Origin of the sequence: Paraburkholderia sp. 22098, assembly GCF_052045935.1 — a bacterium.
Lineage (GTDB): Bacteria > Pseudomonadota > Gammaproteobacteria > Burkholderiales > Burkholderiaceae > Paraburkholderia > Paraburkholderia caledonica.
Genome location: NZ_JBQEPV010000005.1, coordinates 144,550 through 170,836 on the forward strand (window position 1 = coordinate 144,550; position 26,287 = coordinate 170,836).

The following is a 26,287-nucleotide window of genomic DNA, read 5'->3' on the forward strand; positions in this document are numbered from 1 at the left end:
TGCTTCCGGTAATTGCGCGGGCAAGCAGGGCACCGCGCGCAACGTCGAACGATACCATTGATGCGTGGACCGGCAAGCTCGCGGACAGGAACCGCAATGAAAGCGCGCCGGTTGCATGATGGAAGCTCTCGCAGGCGGCATTTGTGATCGACCGTCCGCTGCGGTATGGTTCGAAACAGGTGCCGAACAATGGTGCAGGAGAGTTGGTGCGGAGCGGCCCTTCATTCATGAAACAGGGAGACGAGCGGTGACGGTGACGGGAATCAGAAAGGTGGCATTGGTAACGGGTGCGGGCAGCGGCATCGGCCGTGCATGTGCGGTGCGTCTCGCGGAGCATGGGTATAGCGTGGTGCTTGCGGGCCGTCGTCAGGCGGCGCTCGACGCCGTAGCCGAGCAGGCGCGCGCCGTGGGCGGAGAAGCGGCCGCGGTGCCTTGCGACGTGACGGACGCGGACAGTGTCGACGCGCTGTTCAACACGGTCCGCGAACGCTATGGCCGGCTCGACTTGCTGTTCAACAACGCCGGGCGCAGCGGCTCGCCGGTCGACATCGACGAACTCGATATAAACGAATGGCGTTCGGTGGTCGACACCAACCTCACCGGTGTGTTCCTGTGCACGCGCGCGGCATTCGGTCTGATGAAAACGCAGAATCCGCGCGGCGGGCGCATCATTAACAACGGTTCGATTTCGGCGCACGCGCCGAGGCCGAACAGCATTGCCTACACAGCGACCAAGCACGCAGTCACGGGCCTCACGAAAGCCGTGTCGCTCGACGGCCGGAAATACGACATCGTGTGCGGGCAGATCGATATCGGCAACGCGGCCACGGAAATGGCCGAGCGCATGGCGCGCGGGGTGCCGCAGGCGAACGGCGAAATCGCGGTCGAGCCGTTGATGGACGTGCAGCATGTCGCAGACGCCGTGCTGCACATGGCGCAATTGCCGCTGTCGGCGAATGTCCAGTTCATGACCATCATGGCGAGCAAGATGCCGTTCGTCGGGCGCGGCTGACGGCCACCCGCGCCAAGCGCGGCGCGGGAGATCAACATATACTGAGCGCTTTCCTTCTTCGCCTTCGCTGCCTCGCATTGCGTGCGTTCCGAGCGTGTTCACGTGAAGTCATCAGCCGTGCCCCAAGCCAGCACCGTGGACGATCCAAAGCCCACACCGCCGGTGCAGCCCGACCTCGAGGATTGTTGCCATAGCGGCTGTAGTCCGTGCGTGTTCGATCTTTATGACGACGCGCTGGAGCGCTACTGCGTCGCGCTGGCCGAATGGGAAGCGCGGCAGGCGCAACGCGCGGCGGTCCCGATCCCGGCGGCGAAGCGCGGCGTGCGCAAGCGCCGGTGAAGCACCGTCGCGCGCTTTTACGCCGCCGCAGTCATCAGTGATCCCGTCATGACCGACCTTTTTTCCGCACCACTCGAACCCTTCGACGAATCGCACACCCTCGACGATCTGCACGACTTCGTGCAGCGCTATCCGCGTCTGTTCGTGCTGACGGGCGCGGGCATCAGCACGGATTCCGGCATTCCCGGCTATCGCGACGAAAACGGCGAGTGGAAGCGCTCGCCGCCCATCACGCTGCAGGAATTTCTCGGTACGGACGCAATGCGCCGGCGTTACTGGGCGCGCAGCATGGTCGGCTGGCCGGTCGTTGCACAGGCGCAGCCCAACGCTGCGCATATCGCGCTTGCGCGGCTCCAGGCGGCCGGCCATGTGCCGACGCTCGTCACGCAGAACGTCGACGGATTGCATCAGCGCGCGGGTAGCCGCGACGTGATCGAATTGCACGGCGGCATAGACGGGGTCGTTTGTCTCGATTGCGGCACGCAGCATTCGCGTGCGTCGATCCAGCAGACGCTCGAGGCGGAAAATCCCGCGCTGCTGAGCGTGACCGCCGAAACTGCCGCCGACGGCGATGCGCATCTCGAATGGCACGCGCTCGAAGCGTTTCGCGTTCCGGCGTGCACGAATTGCGGCGGCTTGCTGAAACCGGCGGTGGTGTTTTTCGGCGAAAGTGTGCCGCGCGAGCGTGTCGAGGCGGCTTCGCATGCGCTCGATGCCGCGGACGCCGTGCTGGTGGTCGGTTCGTCGCTGATGGTCTACTCCGGCTATCGCTTCTGCGTGTGGGCGCAAAAGCAGCGCAAACCAGTCGCCGCGATCAATCTCGGGCGTACGCGCGCCGATCCGCTGTTGTCGCTGAAAATTGCGGCGCCATGCGCCGATACGCTGACCGCTTTGGCCGGCCGTCTCGCGGTAGATTGAACTGCGGCTCGGCACCAATACAAGCGAATGCAAGCCATGCAACCCAATCCAACGCAAACGATCCACACTACATCCACATGACCGAACCTGTTCCGTCGATGCGGCAACATTCGCCCTCCGCCGAGCGCAATCGCGAACCGATCCTCGCCGTCTTGCGCACGGCGTTGCCGGCCACGGGCCGTGTACTCGAAATTGCGAGCGGCACGGGTCAACACGCAATGTACTTTGCCGGCGCGATGCCCGGACTGGAATGGCAACCGACCGACGCCGACGCGCAAGCGCGCGAGTCGATTGCCGCATGGATCGCGCACGGCGCGCCGCCGAACGTGCGCGCGCCGCTTGCGCTCGACGTGCATCAGGCCGACTGGGGCGTAGGCGTGCTCGATGCGGTGGTCTGCATCAACATGATTCACATTGCGCCGTGGAGCGCCGCGCAAGCGCTGTTCGCGGGCGCAAGCCGCCATCTTGTGCAGGGCGGTGTACTGTATCTGTACGGCCCTTACAAACGCGGCGGCGCGCACACGGCGCCGAGCAACGAAGCTTTCGACCGACAATTGCAAAGCCGCAATCCGGCGTGGGGCGTGCGCGACATGGAAGCGGTCGTGGCGCTCGCGGCATCGGAGGGATTCACGTGCGACGAGCCGGTCGCGATGCCGGCCAACAATTTCAGCCTCGTGTTCCGAAAGCGCGAAGCACAGGCGCAATGAACGCGCGGAAAGGGCGCAAAGCCGTGTTGCATGCCCGATAACGAGCGGCAAACCGGCATTTCTTTTATGCTTTCACCCTCGACGTCCGGCCGACGTTCTTTCCGGCGCGGCGTCACGACACTTTTGGACACTGGAGAATTCACATGGGCAAACAGGCAATCGGCGTGGTGGGGCTGGCGGTCATGGGCCGCAATCTGGCGCTCAACATCGAAAGCCGCGGCCACGCGGTGTCGGTCTACAACCGTAGCCGCGAAAAGACCGACGAACTCATCGCCGAATATCCGGACAGGAAGCTGGTGCCGGCGTTCACGCTCGAAGAGTTCGTGGAGTCGTTGGAAAAACCGCGCCGCATTCTGCTCATGGTCAAGGCCGGCGAGCCGACCGACGCGACCATCGCATCGCTCAAGCCGCTGCTGGAAAAGGGCGACATTCTGATCGACGGCGGCAACACGCATTTCACCGACACGATCCGCCGCAACCAGGAGCTGGCGAAGGCCGGCCTGCACTTTATCGGCACCGGCGTGTCGGGCGGCGAGGAAGGCGCGCTGAAAGGTCCGTCGATCATGCCGGGCGGGCAACGCGACGCATACGACCTGGTTGCGCCGATCCTGACTGAGATCGCCGCAAAGGCACCGGACGGCGAGCCGTGCGTCGCCTACATGGGCCCGGACGGCGCTGGCCATTTCGTGAAGATGGTGCATAACGGCATCGAATACGGCGACATGCAACTCATCGCCGAAAGCTATGCGGTCCTGAAACAGGTGGTCGGCCTGTCGAACGAGGAACTCGGCAAGGTCTATACCGAGTGGAATCAGGGCGAGCTCGACAGCTATCTGATCGAAATCACCTCGAAGATCTTCAGCAAGAAAGACGAGGAAACCGGCAAGGATCTGGTCGACGTGATCCTGGATCGCGCGGCGCAGAAGGGTACCGGCAAGTGGACGAGCCAGAATGCGCTCGACCTCGGCGCGCCGCTACCGCTGATTACGGAGGCCGTGTTCGCACGCGTGCTTTCGTCGCTGAAAGACCAGCGTGTTGCCGCGAGCAAGGTGCTCGACGGTCCGAGCGCGAAGCCGCTCGGAGCTGAGCGCGAAGCGTTCATTGAGTCTGTGCGCCGTGCGCTGTACTTCAGCAAGGTAATCTCGTACGCGCAAGGTTTCGCGCAGTTGCGCGCGGCTTCGGAAGAGTACAAGTGGGATCTGGATTTCGGCACGATTGCCAAGATCTTCCGCGCCGGCTGCATCATCCGCGCGCGCTTCCTGCAAAAAATCACCGACGCCTACACGAAAGAGAAGACCATCGCGAACCTGCTGCTGGACCCGTACTTCCGCGATATTGCGAGCAACTACCAGTCAGCGTTGCGCGAAGTGGTCGTCGCCGCGATCAATGCGGGCGTGCCGGTGCCGGCGTTCGCGTCGGCGGTTGCATATTTCGACGCTTACCGCTCGGAGCGGTTGCCCGCAAACCTCGTGCAGGCGCAGCGCGACTTCTTCGGCGCCCATACGTTCGAGCGGATCGACAAGCCGGGCAGCTTCCACGCGAACTGGAGCTAAACCGCTGTAACCCCCGAGCGTCGCGCCCGGAGCTTGCCGGGCGCGACGCTGGAGGGATTGAAATGCCCGATCGCGATATTGTTGCTGCGAGCGTCGGTCATTTCGACGCTGACAGGATTCGGACACCGACTATTGCAATTTCCGGAATAGAGTTTCGTCGTTTTAGGGGTTTCCCCTAGATGTTCTCGCTCCTAAACTTCTATTTAAGCGCTAGGGACAACAAAGCCCGAAGCGAATCACAACAAGTTCTGGAGGTTATACATCATGAAGACTCTTATCTCTGCCGTAGTCGTCGCCGCTGCTGTTTTCGCCGCTCCTGTCGCTTCGTTCGCTCAATCGAACCAGCCGGTCACGCGCGCTCAAGTTCGCGCCGAACTGGTCCAACTCGAGAAGGCTGGCTACAACCCGGTCGGCGACCATGTTGACTACCCCGAAAACCTGCAAGCTGCTCAAGCACGTGTCGACGCTCAGAACGGCACCGCGCAAGCCGCGGCTCAAGTGGCCAACAGCGGTTACGGCGCACCGATCGCAGGCAGCTCGCAAGCAGGCCGCGCGGTCACGACCGATCGTAGCTCGGTTTATTTCGGCAACTAATCTGGCAGTCGCGCGGCGCCGAATCGGCCAGCCGTTCGCGTAGAAGCCAGCCGGAGGCGCCGCCTGACTGACAGGTGGCCGCCGATAGAAAAACGCCGTCAAGGTTTTTGCCTTGACGGCGTTTTTCTGTTTACCGCTTCGAGGACGCATGGCGCGTGGCAAGCGAGCTGCGCCGGGCGCCTTCTTCGTGCCCTTCGTGACGGAACCAGGCGGTTCAACGAGTCGGCAAATGTGGAATCGCTTCGTTGCTCGTCAGATTGAGCTGCTGCATCTGCCGATGTGCCTTGTTCAGATGCGCCTGCGCGGCCACGCGTTGAGCTTCGAGCTGGGACACTTCCTTGCGCACCTGATGCTGCCGGCTCGACGCCGCCTGCTCCTGTGCGCTACGCCGCTGCAAATCGCTGCGTAGCCGTTCGGCTTGCGCTTCAGAGCGAGCGATCTCGCGGGCCAGCTGTTCGTTCTGCGCCTCCAGTTGCGCGCGGCGGGTTTCACAGTCCGAGAGCCGCGTCGCCTGGTCTTCGAAATGATGGAAGGCCGCTTCGGCGGCTTCGAGGTCGGCTGCCTTCAACGCACGCCAGAGCGCGCCGTCCTGATAGAGGGCGACGTAGTATGTGACCTCCTTCGCATGAAACAGCAGGCTCACCGAATACGCGAAGCTTCGAAACACGCGAAACGGCATGAGCGCCTCTTCTTCGGCGAGCCATTCGACTTCGGCCGTATTCGCAATCTGGACGCCACGCGCGCTCACCTGCGACGGCACGGTTTGCACTGGCCGCAATGTCAACACCGGACGAGCGGCACCGCGCGCCACTGCCGCCTGCGACCGGTCGGATGCGAACCCGGACGGAGCATCGGACGAAAGTGCTGACGAAAGCGCGGACGGCGCGTCGGACGCCATCTCCGGCGACGCGTCGTCGGTATCGTCGTGCGGGACGGGCGCGCTGGCATTGTCCTGCGCGACCCTGACGACATGCGATGGGCCTGCCAGCACGCTACGGCGGTTAAGGAGACTTTTCACGGCGGTTCCTCCAGTTGACTCGCCCGAAGGGCCAGACGGCGCCGGCAATAAAGCGTTCCGGCTAACTGGCGGATTGGGCGGTGAGCGAAAAGCAATGGCTCAGCGGCGCGAGTGGTGGATGCCACGGTTGCGCCGGGGCTGCGCGTGCCTGCGGATGTCGTCCGCGAGCGCAGTCCTAATGCAGGGTGCGATGCCGGCCTATGTCCGCGAATAACGCGTGGCTCGGCTCAAGCGCAAGCAGCCACGATTCGTCGTAGCCGCTCAGAATGTCGAGCGCCTCACGCAGACGCTCGATGGCCAGCGCGGGAATTTCGACGCGCGCCTCCACGCCGCCCGACAATCCCGCGATACTCGCAAGTTGCACGAGTGCGTCGGCGGCCTCGGCCACATCGGCGGCAAAAACCAGATGCGTGTTCAACAATTCGGCCAGTCCAGGCGACGCGGCCACGTCGTCGACATTGAGTTGCACGGCGAGAAATGTGGCTTTGTTCATCGTCGACTCCATGCGGGATCCGGTCGTTTCAGTCCACGCCCCGTCGGCGCAGCAAGGTTGAGTATAGGTGAGCGTCCAGAGGTTTCAATGATCACATCATTGCCGCGGCACTCGCTGACTGGGCGTGGAGCGCGTGTCGCGCGACTTATAATGAGCGTTCAAAAAGCTGCCCGGCAGCGCCCGGCGTGCGCTGCGTCCATGGCCGATTGCGACTGGCGCAAAGGCCGCTCTCTCTACCAAATGCGTTAGCGACCATGAAGATCATTCGCAGCAAGAGCTTCACCGCGACGCGCCCGTGGGGCGCGCTCGACATTGCCAACATGGGCGGCATCACGACACGTCTGCATTGGACGGATCAGCCCTACAAGTGGCACGTGAACGACGGCGAAGAAGTGTTCGCCGTGCTGGATGGCCGCGTCGAGATGCGCTATCGCCAGGACGGCGTGGAGCAGGCGGCAATTCTTGAAACGGGCGATGTGTTCTATGCGTCCGTGGGCACCGAGCACGTAGCGCATCCGATCGGCCCGGCGCGCATTCTCGTGGTAGAAGCCGAGGGCAGTGTTTAAGTTTGCAGGCGCGGTGATGTGCGAGGTTGCAGTGTGCTGACCCGCGAGCGGTACGGCAATTGCTACGGGCATCGATCAAGATGATCGATCAGAAGCTCGAATCCAAAAAATGTCGAGGACAAATCACATGATGAGACCATGGCAACTGAAGGGGACCCGTTTGCTGGCGACTGCCGCGCTAGGCGTGATACTCAACGGCTGCGTGAGCACGCCGTGGGACAACACGCCGTTCTACGGCAACACACAGTCCCGACCCACCACGCTCAGCACGGTGCCCGTGCCGGCGGGTTTCTATCGCGTCAATCCCGGCGATACGCTTGCCGGAGTCGCATCGGCTTATGGGCACAGGCCGCAGGACATCGCGACCTGGAACGGTCTGCCGGTCAACGCGGCCGTTGTTCCTGGGCAAGTGCTGCGCGTTGCTCCACCGATGGCGTCCGGCAGCGTCGCGGCGCCGCCCGTCGCTGCGGCGCCGAGCACGCCCGCAGCACCGGCCGCGCCCTCAGCACCAGCCGCACCCACGGCCGCGGCGGCGCCGCAGCAGGGCGTGCTGCAATGGCCGTTGCGGGGGCCGATCCTCAAGACCTTCGCCGCAGGCAGGTCGAACGGCATCGTGATCGGCGGACGACCGGGCGACCCCGTCAAGGCAGCCGCCACCGGCCGTGTGGTCTACGCGGGTTCGGGCATCGAGGCGTACGGGCCGCTCATCATCATCAAGCACGACGACTCCTTGATCACCGCTTACGGCCAGAACAGCACGCTGCTCGTCAAGGAAGGCGATGCGGTTGCGCAAGGCCAGACCATCAGCGAAGTCGGCGTGGATAGCCGCGGCGTTGCGTCGATCCAGTTCGAGGTTCGTCAGAATGGGCAGCCGGTCGATCCGCTCGCATGGCTGCCTAAGTCAGGCGGGTAGATGTAGTTGAGCCTCGCTTGAGCCTGGCCTTTGCGCGGGTTGAACTGCGGGCTCAGCTGCGAACTGAGCCAGGCACGCTTCAATCGACTTTCACGCGGCCATGCGAGCGCCGCGTGAATTGAATACACTGTGTGACTCACGAGCCGGCGCCGCTGCTGCCGTTGCAACCATTGCGACCGTTGCACGCGGACGTGGCAAGCCGGCCGTCCGTCATGGCCTCTCACACGAAAGACGCACAGGGACACACAATGATCGATTTGCGCAGCGATACCGTAACCCGTCCGACTCCGGCGATGCTCGCAGCCATGTCGGCCGCCGAAGTCGGCGACGACGTCTGGGGCGACGACCCGACCGTGCTGCGTCTGCAGTCGACGCTTGCCGAACGTACCGGCAAAGAGGCCGGTCTGTTCTTCCCGAGCGGCACGCAAAGCAACCTCGCGGCGTTGATGGCGCACTGCGCGCGCGGCGACGAATACATCGTCGGGCAGTTGGCCCACACGTACAGATACGAGGGCGGCGGTGCGGCGGTGCTCGGCAGTATCCAGCCGCAACCGCTTGAAAATGCCGCAGACGGTTCGATCCCGCTCGACAAGATCGCGGCTGCGATCAAACCGATCGACAACCACTTTGCGCGCACGCGTCTGCTGGCGCTGGAAAACACGATCGGCGGGAAAGTGCTGCCGGAGGGCTATGTCGCCGAAGCAGTCGGGCTTGCGCGCGAACGCGGTTTGTCGGCGCACCTGGACGGCGCGCGCGTCTTTAACGCGGCGGTCGCGTCGGGCAAGCCGGTTGCGGCGCTGTGCGAGCCGTTCGATTCGGTTTCGATCTGCTTTTCGAAAGGCCTCGGCGCGCCGGTCGGCTCGGTTCTGGTCGGCAGCCAGGCGCTGATCGACGTGGCCCACCGCTGGCGCAAGGTGCTCGGCGGCGGCATGCGCCAGGCGGGCGTGCTGGCGGCGGCCTGCCTGTATGCGCTGGAGCACAACGTCGAGCGTCTCGCCGACGACCACGCGAACGCCGCGCATCTGGCGGCGGGTCTTGAAGCCATCGACCAGGTGAAGGTGCAGTCTGTTGCAACCAACATGGTGTTCGCGCAGTTTCCGCAGCAGCATTGCGCGCCGCTCGAAGCCTGGCTCAAAGAGCGCGGCATTCTTACGCAGATGTTGTACGCGTCGAGATTCGTTACGCACAAAGACGTGTCGCGTGAGGACATCGACACGTTCATCGCGGCCGTGAAGGGGTACTTCGCCGCGCGTTGATTGCGTGCCGCTCGGGAGGCGATCGAGCAAGACGTGTCACGTGACATATTGATCGCCTCAGCGAACCGGCTTCGCGCGGGGTCCGTCCGGCCGTGCTCACGCTGGCCATCGAGCGGATATCAATCTGTAATCAATTGACGAGAACGGGCGCGCTGTCCAGTAGCGCGCCCGTTTTCATTTCTCCGACGCTTTCGCGTGCGCGCCCGCACGATGTGACGGCGCAAGGAGCCGCAATCCGCTCGCCAGACTCGCCGCGCCCGCGAAGAAGGCGCCCGCGCCGAGCGCGAGCGTCGGCCCGTGACGGCCCGCGATCCCGAAGCTCAACGCGACCAGCGCCGCGCCGGTGGTCTGGCCGAGCAGCCGCGCCGTCGCGACGATGCCGCTTGCTCCGCCGCTGCGCTCGGGCGGCGCGCTTGCCATCAGCGCTTTCAGATTCGGCGATTGGAAAAAGCCGAAACCCGCGCCGCAAATCGCCATGCGAATGCCGATGTCGAGCACATGCGGATGCACCGGCAGTAGCGCAAGCGAGGCCATCCCCGCCGACATCACCGCGAGCCCGACGGCGCCGAGCAGGCCGGGCGGATAGCGGTCGGACAAGCTGCCCGCGAGCGGCGCCGCCAACGCGACGACGACCGGCCACGGCGTCATCAGAAAGCCGGTTTCAACCTGGCTGCGGTGCAGTACATCCTCGAAATAAAAGGGCAGTGAGACGAACGCCAGGCCTTGCGCGGCGAACGAGCACACGGCGGTCACTGCCGACAGCGCGAACACGGGCCGCTTGAAAAGATCGACCGGCAGCATGGGCGCCGGGTGCCCGGCTTCACGGCGAATCAGCAGCAGGCCAAAAATCACCGCGACGGCAGCGGCGCTCAGCACGAGTTGCGTCGATGCGCGCTGGGCCGCTTCGCCCAGCGCAAAGATCAGTGCGGCGAACGTCACCACGTTCAGCAGCGCGGCGAGCGGATCGAAGTTGTGTGCGCCGCGCTCGGTGTGCGGCAGCGCAGGCCATGCAAAAGCCAGCGCCAGCACGCCGAGCGGCACATTGACGGCGAATAGCCACGGCCAGGACGCGACCGAGAGAATCAGCGACGCGACCGTGGGACCCACCGCAAACGACACGCCGACGATCAGCGCGTTCATGCCGAGCCCGCGTCCGAGCCGGTGCGGCGGATACAGGAAGCGGATCAGCGCGGTATTGACGCTCATGATCGCGCTCGCACCGAGGCCTTGCAGCACGCGTGCGCCCGCAAGCATCGGCAGGGTCGGCGCCATCGAGCAGGCGAGCGACGCGATGGTAAACAGCGCAATGCCGCCGATATAAATCCGCCGATGCCCAATGATGTCGCCGAGCGCGGCAAGCGGCAGCAGCGTCGCGACCATTGCGAGCTGATAAGCGTTGATGATCCACACCGATGCAGCGGGCGCCGCGTGCAGATCGGCGGCGATCGCGGGCAGTGCGATGTTGGCGATCGCCGTGTCGAGCGTCGCGAGCGCGACGGCAAGCATGATCGCCGCCATCGCACGGCGGTTGGCGGCGGACATGGGAGCATCCGCGGGAAAGGGCGGCGCGGACGCCGCGCTCAGCTTGTCGGACAAGGCATGGCTCGTCGGGTGTGCGTGTCGACGCGGCACGAATCTGAACATGTGGCGCGCGAGTGGCAAGGTTGTGCATAACGCAAGGCGCGGGCTTGTTGGGCGAAGCTCAAGGCCGCCGCGCGGCGAATGTAGCGATTGTTACAGAGCCCGGGAAATCCTGCAGCGCAAGCGGGCGCTGTAAGGTGGATGAAAATCGAATGTGTATGCAACTAACTGTCAGCCCCGCGGCGCGCCTTCGAGATGACGCGCGCCGTCGCAGGTCGTGCGGCGTCGCCTGTTGCGCACGACACCGCTAGCCGTCACACGCTTGATACGCTTGTCGCCAGCATCAGCCAGATGAAGCTTGAAACTCAATCGCTTGTTCGGCCGTCCGGACGTTAGGAGCCGAAAAAATAATTGCTTCTGTCACGTGATTTGCGTCGCATCCTGTCACGCTTGCGGCGAACACCTTCACACTTTGGCATCACTGCTCCGATCAACCGATGCACGCGCGCAGTGCCCGTTCACGCGCGCCTTGCACCGTGCGCGTGCGCAAAAGTGGCCGGCTCTGTACGTAGCCGCGCAGACAGGCGGGCATGGCATGTGCGTGACCAGCACCCGCGCTCGCCGGCATCCGGGAGTCGTAAAATGTCCTACTCTGATTCTTAACCCGCCTGACCGGCACGCGCCTCCCGTCCGTCATCTGTGCGGTTCGCGCATGTCGCAGCGTTTTTTCCCGGAGGCTTCGATGACAGCCGTCGATCTGGAATTCGACCAGCTCAACAGTACCGTCGACGCGCTACGGCGCTCAATTTCTAATCGCATGATGTACGGCGTCGGCAAGGACGCCGTCACCGCGCATCCGCATGACTGGCTGCACGCCGCGGCGCTCGCCGTGCGCGACCGGCTCGTCGCACGCTGGATGAAGACCACCCGCCTGCAATACGAGCAGGACGTGAAGCGCGTCTACTACCTGTCGATGGAGTTCCTGATCGGCCGGACCTTTACCAACGCGTTGCTCGCGCTGGGCATTCACGATCAGATGAAGGAGGCGTTGGCGAGCCTCGGCGTCGACATGGACGCGCTCATCGATATAGAGCCCGACGCCGCGCTCGGAAATGGCGGTCTCGGCCGGCTCGCCGCATGTTTTCTCGATTCGATGGCGACGCTCGGCATTCCGGGCTTCGGCTACGGCATCCGTTATGAATACGGCATGTTCCGACAGGAGATCGTCAACGGCGAGCAGGTCGAGGCGCCCGACTACTGGTTGCGCGCGGGTAACCCGTGGGAGTTTCCGCGGCCCGAGATCAAGTACACCGTGCATTTCGGCGGCCGCACCGTGCAGCGCGGCGATCAGGTCGAATGGATCGACACCGAGCATGTGAACGCAACCGCATACGACACGGTGATTCCCGGCTACGCGACCGACGCGACCAACACGCTGAGACTGTGGTCCGCGCGTGCCACCGACGAACTGGACCTCGGCGCGTTCAACCGCGGCGACTACCGCAACGCGGTGGACACGAAGAACATGTCGGAGAACGTGTCGCGCCTTCTCTATCCGGACGACTCGACGCCGGCCGGTCGCGAGTTGCGGCTGCGTCAGGAGTACTTCTTCGTCTCGGCGACCATGCAGGATCTGATCCGCCGCTATCAGCGCACGCACAGCACGTTCGGGCGTTTCTCCGAAAAGGTCGCGGTGCATCTGAACGATACGCACCCCGTGCTCGCGATTCCCGAGCTCATGCGTCTGCTCGTGGACGTGCATCATCTGCCGTGGGACAAGGCGTGGAAACACGTCACGCAGATTTTCTCGTACACGAACCACACGCTGATGCCCGAAGCGCTCGAAACGTGGGACGTCGAGATGCTGTCGAGGCTGCTGCCGCGGCATCTGGAGATCATCTTCGAGATCAACGCCGGCTTTCTGAAGCATGTGAGCGAGCGTTCGGGTCATGACGCCGAAATGATCCGCCGTATTTCTCTCGTCGACGAATACGGTCAGCGGCGGGTGCGCATGGCGTATCTGGCGATTGTCGCGAGCCACAAGGTGAACGGCGTGTCGAAGCTGCATTCGCAGCTCATGACGCGCGACATCTTCGCTGACTTCGCGCGCATTTATCCGGACCGCTTTACGAATGTGACCAACGGCATTACGCCGCGGCGCTGGCTGTCGCAGGCGAGCCCGTCGCTGTCGTCGCTGATCGATCAGCGGATCGGCACGCATTGGCGCAGCAATCTGTTCGAGCTCGAGCAGCTACGCGAGCTACGCGGCGATAGCGGCTTTGTCGAAGCATTCCGCGAAGCGAAGCGGCAGAACAAATTGCGCCTCGTGCAGCGGCTCGCGCATCACACGAAGCTGCATTTCGATCCTGATGCGCTGTTCGATCTGCAGGTGAAGCGCATTCACGAATACAAGCGGCAGCTGTTGAACGTGTTGCATGTGATCGTGCGCTACAACCAGATTCGCGCGAATCCGGAGCACGACTGGGTACCGCGCGTCGTGATGTTCGCCGGCAAGGCGGCATCCGCTTACCGGATGGCGAAGACGATCATCAAACTGATCGGCGACGTGAGTCAGAAGGTCAATCACGATCCGCTGATCGGCGACCGCCTCAAAGTGGTGTTCGTGCCCAACTACGGCGTGAGCGTGGCGGAACTGATCATTCCCGCCGCCGATCTGTCCGAACAGATTTCGATGGCAGGCACTGAAGCGTCGGGCACCGGCAATATGAAGCTCGCGCTCAACGGTGCGTTGACGATTGGCACAATGGACGGCGCGAACATCGAAATCTGCGACGCCGTGGGCCGCGAGAACATCTTCATCTTCGGTCACACGGCAGACGAAGTGGACGACCTGCGTGCAAGCGGCTACCGGCCGCGGCAAGTGTACGAGGAGAACGCCGAACTCCGCATGGCCCTCGACCAGATCCGCAGCGGTTATTTCTCGCCCGACGATCCGCTGCGCTTCTCCGATATTTTCCACACGCTGGTGGACTGGGGCGATCACTACATGGTGCTTGCCGATTTCGCCGCGTTTGCGAAGGCGCAGAGTGAAGTGGACGCGCGTTTCGTCGACAAACGCGCGTGGACCGAGAGCGCGATCGAGAACGTGGCGGGCATGGGGCAGTTTTCGTCGGATCGAACGATCAGCGAATATGCACGCGAGATCTGGCGCGTCGATCCGCTCAATCTGGGCTGAGCTTTTGCGTTACTCCGCTGCGGATCGCGTGACTTCCGCAGCGGCGAAAAAAAAGGCCGCGCGTCAGTTGAACGACGCGCGGCCTTTTCTTGTTGAAGCTATGTTACGGCGTGAGGTTTTCGACTGCCCGATTCGCGTAGAGACCCAATTGAGCATGCGGAAAATCGAACAGCACGTCGATATTCTGCATGCCCATCAGACCGATCACGATGCGGTTCTCGCCGGGTTGCGCCTTGACGATGGTCACTTGCGCGTCTTCGTAGCGGTGCACCCAGTTGCCCGAGCCGACCGCCGTGTTGTAGTTGCCCTGTATCAGCACTTTGCCCACGCTGTCGTCGCCGGTCCAGTTCGGCGCGGTATCCGTTTCAATGCGGATCATGCCGGTGGTGGCCGTGGCGAACACGAGCGGCGCGCAGAACGTCATCTTGTCGCCGACATTGATGCAGCCTCGCGGCCATTGCATCGTGCCGTCATTCGATACGGTCATCGGCACGATCGTGTAGTCCTTCGTGATGGCGCTCGACGGGCTCAATAGCAGATACGGCTTCGCGAAGTTCGAGTGCACGAGATACCGCTCGCCGATGTGGCCGGCCAATGCGCGTAGTGGCTGTGTGCAACAGGCGTCGCCCGGTTGCGCTGCGCCCACGCCGAAAAGTCCCGAGAAGGCCCAGCCGAATTCGCCGCTGTAGCCGTCCATCGCAACGCAATGTCGCGAGGTGGCCTGGCAACTGACGGTGTCGACCGCTTGCGCGCCGATCTGTACGGCCTTCGATCCAGCGACGCTCAGCGGCAACTTCACGGCCGCGCCGGAAACCTGCGCGCCGTTCGCGAGCAGCAGCGTGCTGGCTGGCGCGGCGCCCGCATAGTCGGAACCCGGCAGCACCGATTTCAATACACGCACACCTTGCGTGCCCGTATCGAGCGCGACGTAGACGGGTTTGCCGTCCAGTTCGACCGGCAGGCCGAGGCGCGCGTGATCCTCGTCGGCGCGTTCCACATGGAGAGGAATCAGCACGCCGTCTTTGCCGCCGTTGATCAGCGAGACAGCGGGAGCCGGCGGTGTGGGCGTCGGGAAAGTGACGGAGCAGCCGCTCAACGTCGATAGCGCGCCAGCGGAGACCAGCACAGCAGCGGTGAAACGGGAAAAGTGACGGTGCACGTGACGGCACGCGGCATCGACAATAGGCAGGGACATGGAGCACGCTCGCAAAAGCGCGGTCCCTGGCGAAGGCGATGCATACGACCGCTTTACGGAAAGAGATGCACCGGCAAGGCGCCAGCACAACGCACCAGCAAAACGCACCAGCAAAGCCACCGGCTCTTACTGGTTGCTAGCAGTGCGAGCGGAGTGCTCCGATGCCGCGGCACATGCGGCTCGTGCGGCAACGCGAGGCCTGCGCCAGGGAACGCGCGATAACAGAAGCGGCGACTCTACCTGCGCACCAGCGCGCACTTGCAAAGATGTGTGAAGACCTGGAGCGTGCGGCGACGCGCAGCAGCGGGGTCTCTTGACGTCGATGGATATACCGCGCTGTGAGCACTGCCGGCGGCGGTTGCTTGAGCCCGCGGGCGCGGGCTCCGCTTTGACTTGCTCAGGCTTTCTGCGCCGCAGACGCGGCTGTGCTTTTAGCTTCGTTCACGGCCGCGCCGACGCGCTCGACGAACTCACGATCGACGCTCGAAAGCGCCTCGCGTTCGCCGTTGGCCGTTTGCACCATCAGACGATGCGTGATGTCCTGCGTCACCCACGTGAGCCAGCCCACAACCACCAGCATCACGCCACACACGATGCCCACCGGCGCGTGCAGTACGCCGCCAACAATCCCGCCGACGAGCCCTAGCAGCGAAATGGTGACGGGCAATACCTTGTTCTTCTCCACGGTGACGACCTGCACGCTGACGATGTCGCGCAGCGGAAAGACCTGGCCAGCGGATGAGAGCGCGTTGCGCGTGACAGACACGCCGCGATCGTTGAATGGGTTTTCCATCGAGATTGAATGCAAGCTGTTGCAAAGGGCGCAGGGTACCAGACTTCAAAGTTCCAACGGAAATCGGTTCTTTCACTGCCCGGCAGCGGATCGACTAGCGGGTCGCGGCGGGCAAGTACCCGATCCTGGCTGCGCACAGAAAAGCGCAGCATAATCGGAGGCACGAGGCGCACGGGGCGCACTGAATGCAGGTGCTTTCGCAACAGCTTTGCATGTGCGAACCCATCAGCGCTTCGCAACGATTCAAAGGTCAGATCGTGAAATCCGGACAAGGCGCGATATGCGTCGCTCTCATCGCCGCTGCGCTATTCGGCAGCGCCACGCCGTTGGCCAAAGCGTTGCTCGGATCAGTCGATCCGTTCATGCTAGCGGGACTGTTTTATCTGGGCAGCGGAGCCGGGCTCGGCCTGGGTATCGCGTGGCGTTCACTGATGTCGCCCGGCTCGCGACCCAGCACCGGCCATCGCATCAATAAAGGCGAACTGCCTTGGCTTCTTGGGGCAATTGCTACGGGCGGCGTCGCGGGTCCGGCGCTGCTGATGCTGGGACTATCGAGCACGCCAGCGGCCACGAGTTCGTTGTTATTGAATCTCGAAGGCGTATTAACCGCCGTAATTGCCTGGGCGATTTTCCGCGAGAATGTCGACGTTCAGATCTTCCTCGGCATGGTGGCGATCGTCGCGGGGGGCATGATCCTGTCGTGGCATCCAGGATCGACGCGCATACCCGTCGGGGCACTGCTGATTGTCGGCGCATGTCTGTGCTGGGCTATCGACAACAATCTCACGCGCAAGGTCGCTGCAAACGACGCAATGGTGATCGCGTGCCTCAAGGGCCTCGTGGCCGGTCCGGTGAATCTTGCGATTGCGATCGCCGCCGGCGCTTCGCTTCCATCTGCTGGAACCGTGGCGGCGGCAATGCTGACCGGCCTGGCCGGCTATGGCGTTAGCCTCGTGTTGTTCGTCGTCGCTCTGCGCCATCTCGGTACGGCGCGTACCGGCGCTTACTTTTCGGTCGCACCGCTGTTCGGCGTGATGCTGTCACTCGTCATCTGGCCTGCGCTGCCCGATCTGTCTTTCTCAGCCGCCGCTCTTCTGATGGCGCTCGGAATCTGGCTCCACGTGCGGGAAAGGCACGAGCATCGACATAGTCATGAGCGACTCGAACACACGCACCGGCATCGTCATGACGAACATCATCGGCACGAGCACGACTTTCCTTATTCCGGCGACGAGCCGCATACTCACCCGCACGTCCATCTGCCGGTCACGCATTCGCATGCGCATTTTCCCGATATTCATCACCGGCACCGCCATTAGCGCCCGGCCAAGACAGGCGAGGGCAGTCATCCGCTTGCGCTTAGTGCCTTGAAAAGCGCGTGATGATCGAATGGTTTCTGACAGCGCGGGTAGTGACGATAGCGTGCATCCACCGCGTCGATTCCATAGCCTGTGGCGAAAACGAACCGTATATGTCTCGATGCGAGCGCGTCCGCCACCGGATAGGACGGTTCACCATTCAGATCGACGTCGAGAATCGCCGCGTCGATGTGTTCGTTGCCTTCCTCGACCAACGTGACAGCTTCGCGCGCTCCCGAAATCGGTCCGACAACGCTTGCTCCAGCGCCTTCCAGCACGGTGGAGAGCGCAAGCGCGACCAGATAGTCGTCTTCGACTACCATGATCCTTTGACCTGTGAGCACGTTTGCGAACCCCATGTTCAACCCCTTTTGACCGCTGCCGCTAATGAACCGCAGGCATCGGTATTTCGATATGACACGAGACGCCGTCCGCATTGAACAGGAGCGCCGTCTTTGCGCCGAGAGTGAACTGCAGCGCCTTTTCGATCAATTGCTGGCCGAAGCCGGTCCGCGTGCTGTCCGGAGCGACACGCAAGCCGCTTTCGATCCAGTCGAACACCAGCGACGCAGCGCCCGGCAGTTCCGTTTCGACGCGCCAGCGCACCGCGAGCCGCGCCTCTTTGTCCTTGAGTGCGCCGTACTTCACCGCATTGGTCGCCAGTTCATGCAGCACCAGTGCAATTGTTTGCACGTTCCGAAAACCCAGCGGCACGACGGGCCCGCGCAGTTCGATGCGCTCGCTGTCGGCCACACCGAGCGCATCCAGTTCGAGGCGCACGATCTCCCGCAGATCGATCAGATTACCGTTTGCGTCGCCGATTAGCCCCTGTAGACGCCCAAGCGCCGCAAGGCGGCTCGTGAACGTGTCGAGTGACGAATCGCCTGCGAGCGTTTGTTGCGCGATTGACTGGATGACCGCCAGCAGATTACGCGTGCGGTGCTGCAGTTCCGCAATCAGAACCTCCTGACGTTCTTCCGCGTGCACCATGCCCGTTATCTCGACGAAGGCGATAACCACACCGTCGGTTTGCCGGTCGCCGTTGCGATAGGGGGCGAGGCGCACGAGAAAATGCGAAAGGCCGTCTTTCCCGCTGACCTGGCGCTCTCTCGGCTGGTTCGTAGTGAAGACAGCTTCGATATCGAGTTCCAGTCCGGGCAGATCGAGATGGCTGACGAGTTCCGTGATAGGGCGCCCCCGGTCAATGGGGCGAATATGAAAGATGCCGCCCATTGCCGGCGTAAACGAGCGAATGACCAGATTGCGGTCGAGAAAAACGGTCGCAACCGAGGTGCTCTCGAACAGGTTTTGCAGGTCGCTGTTGGAGCGGTCGAGCGCGTCGATCTTGCCGTTCAGTTCGAGATTGACGGTGTGCAGTTCCTCGTTGAGCGAAACCAGTTCTTCCTTCGACGCCTCCAGCTCTTCGTTCGACGACTGCAGTTCCTCGTTGACCGATACGAGTTCCTCGTTCGACGATTTGAGTTCCTCCAGCGCCGTTTCATACTCTTCGATCATCGATTGCAGGCGTTCGCGCGTGTCGCGCAACTCCTTTTCGAACTGCACGGCCGTGCCGTCATGCATCGACTGAGCGCGCGCAAGCGCCTCCTCGCGCGCGAGCCCTGGGCCCTGGTCCTCGAAGACAACGATATACATGTGCTCGCCATGCACCTGCTCGCTCAGCGGTTCGACGGTCAGGCTGATGATCTGCACGCGGCCGCCTTCGCCCTCGACCACCACGCCTGCGCGCGTAACCGTGCGGCCCGATTCGACAGCTTCGCGGAACACCGAACGCAGATCGAGGCTCAGTCCCTTGCGCGCCAAGGCGAACAGTTGCCGCGTCGGCACACCGGGGGCCGGCTCCAGGTACTTGCCCGTGCGGCCCGAGTAATACACGACGTCGCCCTCGCGCGTGACCAGCACGTGCGGCGGGGTGAACCGCTCGAGCATGTGGTTGTCCACCACGTGCCGGAGCCCCGCGCTACCCAGCGAAGGACGCGTGGGCGTGAGTGAAGCAATCTGCCCGATCCTCAGCGCGGATATGGTAGGGGCAAACGAAGTTGCGGCGCGACGTCGGCCCTGCGCCGGAAAATCCGGTGCTTCTTGTCGACGGGCGTAAAGAGTTCGTCGAACTGGCTGACGTTTTCCGACGTGCCCAGAAACAGATAACCGTCTGGACGCAACGCGTAGTGGAACGTCGGGATCACCTGGTTCTGGATTTCACTTCCGAAGTAGATCAGTAGGTTGCGGCACGAGACCAGATCGATGCGCGAAAAAGGCGGGTCGCGAATCACGCTGTGCGGCGAGAAAATACACATGTCCCGCACTTCCTTTGAAAGCACGTAGCTGCTGCCGTCTTCAACGAAGAAGCGCCGCCGCCGCTCTTCAGAGACGCCTTCGAGCAGCGGGAGCGGATACCGTGCCGCGCGCGCGACGCCGAGCGCGCCGTCGTCAATGTCGGTCGCGAAAATCTGCACTTGCGGCGCGGCGGTGCGGCCCTCCATCTGCTCGCGCAGAAGCATGGCGATCGAATAGACTTCCTCGCCGGTCGCACAGCCTGGCACCCACACGCGCACGGTATCCTCGGCGCCGCGTCCGTCGAGCAACTTCGGAAGCACCGTGTCGGCAAGCGTCTCGAAAGCCGGGGCATCGCGGAAGAAACTGGTGACGTTGATCAGCAGGTCGCGAAAAAGCGCCGCGACTTCTTCCGGGTCCGCGGTGAGTCGCGCGACATAGGCGTCCGGAGTCTGGATTTCGAGCACCTGCATGCGCCGCTGTACGCGGCGCAAGAACGTCTTGATCTTATAGCCGCTGAAGTCGTGCCCCACCTGATTGCGCAGGATCGCGTAGATCGCGTTGCGGGCTTCGTTGAAGTCGCTGGCGTCGCCTTCGCCGGACGGGCCTGCAGCGCGTTCGTCGAGCGTATCGAGCCCGTCGAGCATGAAGGCACCCGCTGCGAAGTTGACGAGCTTGCCGCCCATTTGTTCGGCAGGCACCGCGAAATCGACAAGGCCTGTCGCGATAGCGCTTCTGGGCATGTCCGCATGGTGCGGGCCGTAGCCGTCGCTAGCCTGGGCAAGGGTAAGTCCGCCGCGTTCCTTGATCGCCTTGATCCCCAGTGTGCCGTCTGTGTCCGCGCCGGAAAGGATCACGCCGGCAGAGAGTTCGCCGACGTCGGCAGCAAGCGTGCTCAGGAAAATGTTGATGGGTTTGCGCTCACGCCGGCTCCTGTCCTGTTCCTGAACATGGAGCGTTCGATTTGCCACGCTTACGACAGCATCGCTAGGCAGCAGGTAGACGTTGTCGGTCTGGATTCGCATGCCGTCGGTGATGGCATGCACCGGCATATCGGTAAAGCGCGCCACGATCTCAGGCAGCATGCTTTCGCGGTCCGGGCTCAGGTGCGTGACGATCACGCAGGCGAGACCCGGCTTTTGAGGCAGGCCGCGAAAAAAGCCTTCCAGGGCCTCTACTGCGCCAGCAGAGGCTCCCACGCCGACAATGGGGAAGTCGGTGGCTGGCGCCATTGTTTCTCCTTGGTTCATGCCTCGCTACGGCCGTGCGTGCGCTCGATATGCGTTGTGCGCACCGCGCCGTTGCCGCTGCCGGACACTGCACGACGTGCAACGTCCTCGTTCAGCAAGCACAAACCGACACCCACGACTTCACTGACGGTGCCGTAGCGGCCTTTATTGATTTCTTTCCGTACGAACGAAGCCAGATGCTCCGCCAAGCTGACATTGGATGCATGCTTGCTGAGCACGTGAGCCTTTCGTGACTGGTGGGATCACTCAATCTTACCCTTTCGATGCCACGACCGGCGCATTTGCTGCTTAGGGAGTCGCCTTGGGATCGGTCATGCAGTTGGTCACGCAACGACCGTTCCCGCTGCGCCGGGTGGATAGCCGGGCAGCCGGATATGGCCTGAACCGGCCTGAACCGGCCTGAGCCGGCGAGTGCTGCTTACCTGCCTGCAGACGGGCGCAAATCCGACGGCTTGCAGGTGTTACGTCGATATCCGGCGTACGGGGAGGTCGGCGCGCTGCCGCTTGCGTCGGTCACCGCGTTGGACGATGATGATGCGATGGTCTTCACCTGTGTGCGTGGGGGTAAATGTCATGGCTACTTTCGGTATCGACGCTGTGCGTATCGACCCTTCGACCGACCGCATCACGCACGTGCGCTGGGCGGCTGTCGATCCGGCAACACGTAGCTGGCTGTCTCCCACTTCGATCGTCGAGGTGCCTCAGGTCGTGGCCGCTATCCGTCGCGGCGACGCCGTCTGGTCTCTCTTTACGCTCGGCGGCACGCGCTTTCTCGGGCCGAAAATCGTCGCCGTCGCGCATACCAGCGGGCACGACGGGATCGACACCGACGTTCCGGACGGCCACATCGAAAAATGCATTGACGACCTGCCGCGCATCTAGCGCGCGGTCGGCTTTCACTGCACTTCGTCGGCTACCGCAATTCACCACCTCGGCCGATGGTCCGACGATTGGTTGCGCGCCAGGCTTGCAGCGGGCCCGCTGCATGTTCTTTATCGAGTCATGTCGATTTCCCAGTAGTCGGATCGTCGTATCGGTGTGTCCAACTTCTCAACTGAAAGGCTGACCATGACTACTGGAACCATCCGACTCCACCGTGTATTGCGCGCGCCTGCGGAACGCGTCTACCGAGCGTTCCTCGAACCGGACGCACTGGCGAAATGGCTGCCTCCGTATGGCTTTACTTGTCAGGTCCACCATTACGAAGGGCGCGTGGGCGGTACCTACAAGATGTCGTTCCGCAATTTCGTCAGCGGCAATAGCCACTCGTTCGGCGGCGAGTATCTCGAACTCGTGCCGTCCGAGAAAATCCGCTACACGGATCACTTCGACGACCCCAACCTGCCGGGCAAGATGTCCGCGACGATCACATTCCGCCCGGTGTCGTGCGGGACCGAGATCTCGATTCTGCAAGAGGGCGTGCCCGAGGTCATTCCCGTCGAGATGTGCTACCTCGGCTGGCAGGAATCGCTGATGCAACTCGCGAAACTGGTCGAACCCGAGATCGCCGACTGACCAGCGACACCACCGATTTTGTCCGGCGCCATCTGCGCGTAGACTGAATACAGGTCCCGCATCCGCTTGTAACGTGTCGTTCGTTGCATGCGGACGACGTGCTGCAAAGCGGCGATCTGCTGCAACGCGGCATACGACCAGGCGGGCGCCGGCTCACGACGGGAGGTGGCGATGACCGATTTCAACGAGGCGCGCGAGCGGATGGTCGAGCGGCAGATCGTCCGGCGCGGCATTCGCGATCCGCAGGTGTTGGCCGCAATGCGCGTTGTACCGCGCGAGGCTTTCGTGCCCGATTATGTTCGGGATCTGGCGTACGAAGACAGACCCCTGCCCATCGGCAACGAGCAGACCATTTCCCAGCCAGCCATTGTCGCCACGATGATCGAGGCCGCGGAACTCCAGCCCGGCGACATCGTGCTCGACGTGGGCACCGGTTCCGGCTATGCGGCTGCCGTCGCGGCGGCCATTGCCGCGCATGTTTATTCGGTCGAGCGACACGCGGAACTCGTTGCCACGGCCCGCGACATCCTCGCGCGGCTGAATATATCCAACGTCACCGTTCATCTTGGCGACGCCACGACAGGCCTCGCGGAACACGCGCCGTACGACGCGATCATTGCGGCGGCGGGGGGGCCGCATATTCCCGCTGCATGGCGCAACCAGTTGGCTATCGGCGGCCGGATCGTCATGCCGGTTGGTCGTGAGCTGCATTATCAACGGCTCGTCAAACTGGTTCGCCGCGGCGAAGACGACTATCGCAGCAGCTCGCTCGGCGAGGTAAGTTTCGTGCCTCTGGTAGGCGCCGACGCGTGGCCCGGACCGGATGCGGCTCAGTGCGATGCGGGCGGCATAGTCGGGACCATGGACACAGGCGGCACAGGTGGCACAGGCGGCGCGGACGACCGGCGTCCGTGCCCGATGAGCGCCGGCGCACACGCCAGCCGGCATCGCTTGCTCGCAGTGGCTTGAACGGTATCGCACGGCGCCGGGGAGACATCGACATGAACGGTTACCAGATCACGTTTTTCACACAGCACGATCGCCGTCATCGCGGCAAGCCGGTTGCCGACTGGCTCGTCCATCTGGCCGGCGAACTCGGCCTGCGCGGCGCGACCGTGATACCGGCAAGCGAGGGTATCGGCCACCATCGCCGCGTGCACTCGTCGCATTTTTTCGAACTGGCGGACCAGCCTTTGTCCATCGTGATGGCGGTGACGACCGAAGAATCGGGCCGATTGTTCGAACGCCTGCGGGCTGAGGGCGTGCATCTGTTCTACGTGAAGACAGCCGTGGAATTCGGCGTAGTTGGAGACGATAACAGCGGCGGGGTCGCGAATTAAAGAGCCGCATTGATCGCGACACAGCGATCAATGCGGCTCTCGTGAGCGTGTCGAAACGAATGTTAGCCGTCCGGTTACCGCGTTGGCATTCAGCCGTGTTGCTGCTTGCGCGCCCATTGCGCGAGACCGGCGCAGGCAATCAGCAAGCTGCCCGTGACGAAGAACACTGAATGCAATCCCAGGGCCACACCGATCTGCCCGCCGATCACCGGCCCGATCACCTGGCCGCTAAATTGCGCGGATTGCAGATAGCCGAGCATCTGACCGGTTTTGCTTTCGTCGACGGAGTGCCTTGCAAGCTTTGAGATGGCCGGCAGAAGACCGGCGAGGCTCATACCCATCAGCAATCGCAAGCCGGCGAGTTGCCACCATTGCGTGACGAAGGCTTGCGGAATCATCGCGATACCGGTCACGACCAGGCAAGCGACAATCACGTTCCAACTGCCGATGCGGTCGGCGAGTGCGCCAAGCCGGGCCGCCGTCAATATGCTGCCCAGCGCGGAACACGCCATGACCACACCGGCGATACGTGTAATGTTCCCAGGGGCCACGCCGAGCACGCCAATGTAGACGGTGATGATCGGTTCGATCGACATGTTGGCGAGCAGCACCATCATCGCGGTGGCGAGCAGCGCGGTGACGACCGCGTAGTTCGTGCGACGGGCAGGCGGTGCCGCGCTGGTGGTCTTGCGGGTGGCGGAGTCGGCAGGATGAAAATCTTCCTTGACGACGAAAATGGTCAGCAGGGCCGCGACCGCGATCATGGCTCCTCCCGCGAAAAACGTGCCGCGAATACCGAGCCACGCAGGCAACACGCCGCCGACCAGAGGGCCGATCAGACTGCCGGCCAGCGCGCCAGTCGACAAGATGCCGAGCGCCCAGCCCGCGCGCTCGCGCGGCACCTGAGTGCCGACCATAACGGTAGACGCGGACGCATAACCGCCGACGAGTCCCGCAATCAGCCTCAGCGCGACGAGTTGATGCACGGTATGCGCGACGCCGATCAGCGACATGACCACGGCCATGCCTACAGCCGCGCGGACCAGCATGGGCTTGCGACCATAGCGGTCGGCAAGCCGCCCCCACAGCGGCGCGGTAACGGCGGTTCCGAGGAACGTCGCGCCGAATGCGATGCCCGACCATTCGATGATTGCCGACTGCGATGACACGCCGAGTTGCTGCACATACAGCGGCAGGAACGGCAGCAACATGCTCAAGCTCACGAGCGTGGTGAACGATCCGAACACGCAGACAACCAGATTGCGCCGCCAGTAGTTTTCGTTGCGTTCGGCATAACCCGGCCGCGCGGACTGCAGTCCGGAAGAGAATGGGGAGCTGGCTGTCTGGTTCATGTCGTCCTCTGCGCGATGATCCGACCTGTGTGAGTCCAGTCAGTCTAGATTGCATCGCATCGCGCGAGAATCCACGGCACCCGGAAGATATTCTGCCGCCGAACGGTTTAATCCGGGCCGGTGATACTGCCGAGTACCTTGAAGTGCTTGCGCAGACGTGGCGCGGCAAAGTCGACGAATGCACGCACCTTGGGAACCGAAAGCCGCCCATGCGGTGTGAGCAGATGAACCGGCAGCGGCGCCTGTTCGCTGTCGGGCAAAACGATTTTCAGCGATCCCTTTTTGACTTCCTCGGCGACGTGATACAGGAACATCCGCGTGACGCCGTGACCGGCCGCCGCCGACGCGACGGCCGCACGAATCGTATTGACGATGAAGCGCGGCGTGAACTGAACGACCTGCGGTATCGGCGAGCCGCTCGACGTGGGAAAGGTCCATGAGTCCACGCCGAAGTGCGTCATTGAAATAATCTGGTGCTGTGCGAGATCGGCGGGGACCTTGATGCGCGGATGCTTTGCGAGGTACCTGGGCGAAGCGGCAACGACGCGTCTGACTTCACCCACGGGCACCGCGACGAGCGTCGAGTCGGCAAGATGCGCGATGCGCAGCGCCACGTCGATGCCTTCGTCGATCAGGCTCACCGGCCGGTCGAGCAACTGAAGCCGGATCGATACGGCGGGAAAGCGTTCGATGAATTCGTCGACGATTGGCCGCAGCAACTCTTCGCCCGCGGCGACGGGCGCGGTCACCGTCAGCAGACCGCGCGGCGCCGAGCGTTCGTGCGCGACGAGCATGTCCGCTTCTTCCAGGTCGGTCAGGATGCGCCGGCAGGCGGACGCATAACGCTTGCCCGCTTCGCTGAGCTTGATGCTGCGCGTCGTACGATGAAGCAGCGCCGTGTCCGTATGTGCTTCGAGGAACGCAATCGCACGGCTCACGGCCGCGGGCGAGCGGCCTAGCCTGCGGGCCGCGCCCGCAAGACTGCCTTCGTCCAGCGTGGCGATGAAAACTTTCATCGCGTCGATTCGATCCATGGCGATTCCCTC

At 63.1% G+C, this 26,287-nt stretch carries 26 protein-coding genes; 15 read left to right on the forward strand and 11 right to left on the reverse strand.

Features of this window, described 5'->3' with window-relative positions:
- The first annotated feature begins 247 nt into the window (after positions 1 to 247).
- The 6 genes from ACTJLB_RS12350 to ACTJLB_RS12375 all read left to right on the forward strand — a co-directional run bounded on the left by ACTJLB_RS12350 (position 248) and on the right by ACTJLB_RS12375 (position 5,123).
- Positions 248 to 1,012 (forward strand): SDR family oxidoreductase, encoded by a 765-nt coding sequence (locus tag ACTJLB_RS12350; protein ID WP_088175822.1) that lies wholly within the window; start codon positions 248 to 250, stop codon positions 1,010 to 1,012.
- A 102-nt stretch (positions 1,013 to 1,114) separates the two neighbouring features.
- A complete protein-coding gene (locus ACTJLB_RS12355; protein ID WP_440783419.1) occupies positions 1,115 to 1,351 on the forward strand; it encodes an oxidoreductase-like domain-containing protein in 237 nt (78 codons plus the stop codon).
- Between the two features lie 48 nt (positions 1,352 to 1,399).
- Entirely contained in the window at positions 1,400 to 2,269 is an 870-nt protein-coding gene (locus tag ACTJLB_RS12360) for an NAD-dependent protein deacetylase (RefSeq protein ID WP_440783420.1), read from the forward strand.
- A 77-nt stretch (positions 2,270 to 2,346) separates the two neighbouring features.
- Positions 2,347 to 2,976, forward strand: coding sequence for a DUF938 domain-containing protein (locus ACTJLB_RS12365; RefSeq protein ID WP_440783421.1), 630 nt, complete (start codon positions 2,347 to 2,349; stop codon positions 2,974 to 2,976).
- A gap of 143 nt (positions 2,977 to 3,119) precedes the next feature.
- Positions 3,120 to 4,529 carry an NADP-dependent phosphogluconate dehydrogenase gene (gene gndA / locus ACTJLB_RS12370; protein ID WP_087753972.1) on the forward strand — a complete coding sequence of 470 codons (1,410 nt, stop codon included), beginning with the start codon at positions 3,120 to 3,122 and terminating at the stop codon, positions 4,527 to 4,529.
- A 264-nt stretch (positions 4,530 to 4,793) separates the two neighbouring features.
- A complete protein-coding gene (locus ACTJLB_RS12375; protein WP_020068085.1) occupies positions 4,794 to 5,123 on the forward strand; it encodes a DUF4148 domain-containing protein in 330 nt (109 codons plus the stop codon).
- A gap of 214 nt (positions 5,124 to 5,337) precedes the next feature.
- Here ACTJLB_RS12375 and ACTJLB_RS12380 read toward each other — a convergent pair whose 3' ends face one another.
- Together ACTJLB_RS12380 and ACTJLB_RS12385 are read right to left on the reverse strand one after the other, a co-directional pair.
- Positions 5,338 to 6,141, reverse strand: coding sequence for a DUF2968 domain-containing protein (locus ACTJLB_RS12380; protein ID WP_440783422.1), 804 nt, complete (start codon positions 6,139 to 6,141; stop codon positions 5,338 to 5,340).
- 175 nt (positions 6,142 to 6,316) lie between these two features.
- Positions 6,317 to 6,634 (reverse strand): hypothetical protein, encoded by a 318-nt coding sequence (locus ACTJLB_RS12385; protein WP_020068086.1) that lies wholly within the window; start codon positions 6,632 to 6,634, stop codon positions 6,317 to 6,319.
- A 254-nt stretch (positions 6,635 to 6,888) separates the two neighbouring features.
- Here ACTJLB_RS12385 and ACTJLB_RS12390 point away from each other — a divergent pair, with 254 nt between their 5' ends.
- The 3 genes from ACTJLB_RS12390 (at position 6,889) to ltaE (ending at position 9,369) form a co-directional block, all read left to right on the forward strand.
- Complete coding sequence (locus ACTJLB_RS12390; RefSeq protein ID WP_088175817.1) at positions 6,889 to 7,200, forward strand: cupin domain-containing protein; 312 nt, start codon at positions 6,889 to 6,891, stop codon at positions 7,198 to 7,200.
- A 127-nt stretch (positions 7,201 to 7,327) separates the two neighbouring features.
- Complete coding sequence (locus ACTJLB_RS12395; RefSeq protein WP_440783423.1) at positions 7,328 to 8,113, forward strand: peptidoglycan DD-metalloendopeptidase family protein; 786 nt, start codon at positions 7,328 to 7,330, stop codon at positions 8,111 to 8,113.
- A 248-nt stretch (positions 8,114 to 8,361) separates the two neighbouring features.
- A complete protein-coding gene (ltaE, locus tag ACTJLB_RS12400) occupies positions 8,362 to 9,369 on the forward strand; it encodes a low-specificity L-threonine aldolase (RefSeq protein WP_440783424.1) in 1,008 nt (335 codons plus the stop codon).
- A 174-nt stretch (positions 9,370 to 9,543) separates the two neighbouring features.
- Here the strand turns inward: ltaE and ACTJLB_RS12405 are convergent, their stop codons facing one another.
- Positions 9,544 to 10,911 (reverse strand): MFS transporter, encoded by a 1,368-nt coding sequence (locus ACTJLB_RS12405; RefSeq protein WP_440783426.1) that lies wholly within the window; start codon positions 10,909 to 10,911, stop codon positions 9,544 to 9,546.
- Between the two features lie 781 nt (positions 10,912 to 11,692).
- Here ACTJLB_RS12405 and ACTJLB_RS12410 point away from each other — a divergent pair.
- Positions 11,693 to 14,146 (forward strand): glycogen/starch/alpha-glucan phosphorylase, encoded by a 2,454-nt coding sequence (locus ACTJLB_RS12410; protein WP_392394650.1) that lies wholly within the window; start codon positions 11,693 to 11,695, stop codon positions 14,144 to 14,146.
- Positions 14,147 to 14,249: 103 nt separating this feature from the next.
- On the opposite strand, the gene ACTJLB_RS12415 is transcribed toward ACTJLB_RS12410, so the two are convergent.
- On the reverse strand, positions 14,250 to 15,341 hold the full coding sequence (locus ACTJLB_RS12415) for a hypothetical protein (protein WP_440783428.1): 1,092 nt from the start codon (positions 15,339 to 15,341) through the stop codon (positions 14,250 to 14,252).
- Positions 15,342 to 15,738: 397 nt separating this feature from the next.
- On the reverse strand, positions 15,739 to 16,134 hold the full coding sequence (locus ACTJLB_RS12420; RefSeq protein WP_027777468.1) for a DUF6232 family protein: 396 nt from the start codon (positions 16,132 to 16,134) through the stop codon (positions 15,739 to 15,741).
- 257 nt (positions 16,135 to 16,391) lie between these two features.
- Here ACTJLB_RS12420 and ACTJLB_RS12425 point away from each other — a divergent pair, with 257 nt between their 5' ends.
- Positions 16,392 to 17,453 (forward strand): DMT family transporter, encoded by a 1,062-nt coding sequence (locus ACTJLB_RS12425; protein WP_440783429.1) that lies wholly within the window; start codon positions 16,392 to 16,394, stop codon positions 17,451 to 17,453.
- A 26-nt stretch (positions 17,454 to 17,479) separates the two neighbouring features.
- Here ACTJLB_RS12425 and ACTJLB_RS12430 read toward each other — a convergent pair whose 3' ends face one another.
- From ACTJLB_RS12430 to ACTJLB_RS12445, 4 genes are all read right to left on the reverse strand, one after another.
- The gene (locus ACTJLB_RS12430) at positions 17,480 to 17,851 is read right to left on the reverse strand and encodes a response regulator (protein WP_020068096.1); all 372 of its coding nucleotides are present in this window, start codon (positions 17,849 to 17,851) and stop codon (positions 17,480 to 17,482) included.
- A 25-nt stretch (positions 17,852 to 17,876) separates the two neighbouring features.
- Positions 17,877 to 19,439, reverse strand: coding sequence for a sensor histidine kinase (locus ACTJLB_RS12435; protein ID WP_440783430.1), 1,563 nt, complete (start codon positions 19,437 to 19,439; stop codon positions 17,877 to 17,879).
- 80 nt (positions 19,440 to 19,519) lie between these two features.
- Complete coding sequence (locus tag ACTJLB_RS12440; protein WP_440783432.1) at positions 19,520 to 21,016, reverse strand: CheR family methyltransferase; 1,497 nt, start codon at positions 21,014 to 21,016, stop codon at positions 19,520 to 19,522.
- A 14-nt stretch (positions 21,017 to 21,030) separates the two neighbouring features.
- The gene (locus ACTJLB_RS12445) at positions 21,031 to 21,252 is read right to left on the reverse strand and encodes a type II toxin-antitoxin system ParD family antitoxin (RefSeq protein ID WP_087753962.1); all 222 of its coding nucleotides are present in this window, start codon (positions 21,250 to 21,252) and stop codon (positions 21,031 to 21,033) included.
- A 355-nt stretch (positions 21,253 to 21,607) separates the two neighbouring features.
- Between ACTJLB_RS12445 and ACTJLB_RS12450 the strand changes: the two genes are divergently transcribed.
- From ACTJLB_RS12450 to ACTJLB_RS12465, 4 genes are all read left to right on the forward strand, one after another.
- Entirely contained in the window at positions 21,608 to 21,916 is a 309-nt protein-coding gene (locus tag ACTJLB_RS12450) for a hypothetical protein (RefSeq protein ID WP_020068099.1), read from the forward strand.
- A gap of 186 nt (positions 21,917 to 22,102) precedes the next feature.
- Positions 22,103 to 22,549 (forward strand): SRPBCC family protein, encoded by a 447-nt coding sequence (locus tag ACTJLB_RS12455; protein ID WP_440783433.1) that lies wholly within the window; start codon positions 22,103 to 22,105, stop codon positions 22,547 to 22,549.
- Positions 22,550 to 22,720: 171 nt separating this feature from the next.
- Positions 22,721 to 23,518 carry a protein-L-isoaspartate(D-aspartate) O-methyltransferase gene (locus tag ACTJLB_RS12460; protein ID WP_440783435.1) on the forward strand — a complete coding sequence of 266 codons (798 nt, stop codon included), beginning with the start codon at positions 22,721 to 22,723 and terminating at the stop codon, positions 23,516 to 23,518.
- 32 nt (positions 23,519 to 23,550) lie between these two features.
- Positions 23,551 to 23,889, forward strand: coding sequence for a DUF190 domain-containing protein (locus tag ACTJLB_RS12465; protein ID WP_440783436.1), 339 nt, complete (start codon positions 23,551 to 23,553; stop codon positions 23,887 to 23,889).
- Positions 23,890 to 23,978: 89 nt separating this feature from the next.
- On the opposite strand, the gene ACTJLB_RS12470 is transcribed toward ACTJLB_RS12465, so the two are convergent.
- Positions 23,979 to 25,241: an MFS transporter gene (locus tag ACTJLB_RS12470; RefSeq protein WP_440783437.1), complete on the reverse strand. Its 1,263-nt coding sequence runs from the start codon at positions 25,239 to 25,241 to the stop codon at positions 23,979 to 23,981.
- 107 nt (positions 25,242 to 25,348) lie between these two features.
- Entirely contained in the window at positions 25,349 to 26,275 is a 927-nt protein-coding gene (locus tag ACTJLB_RS12475; RefSeq protein ID WP_131318919.1) for a LysR family transcriptional regulator, read from the reverse strand.
- Positions 26,276 to 26,287: the final 12 nt, after the last annotated feature.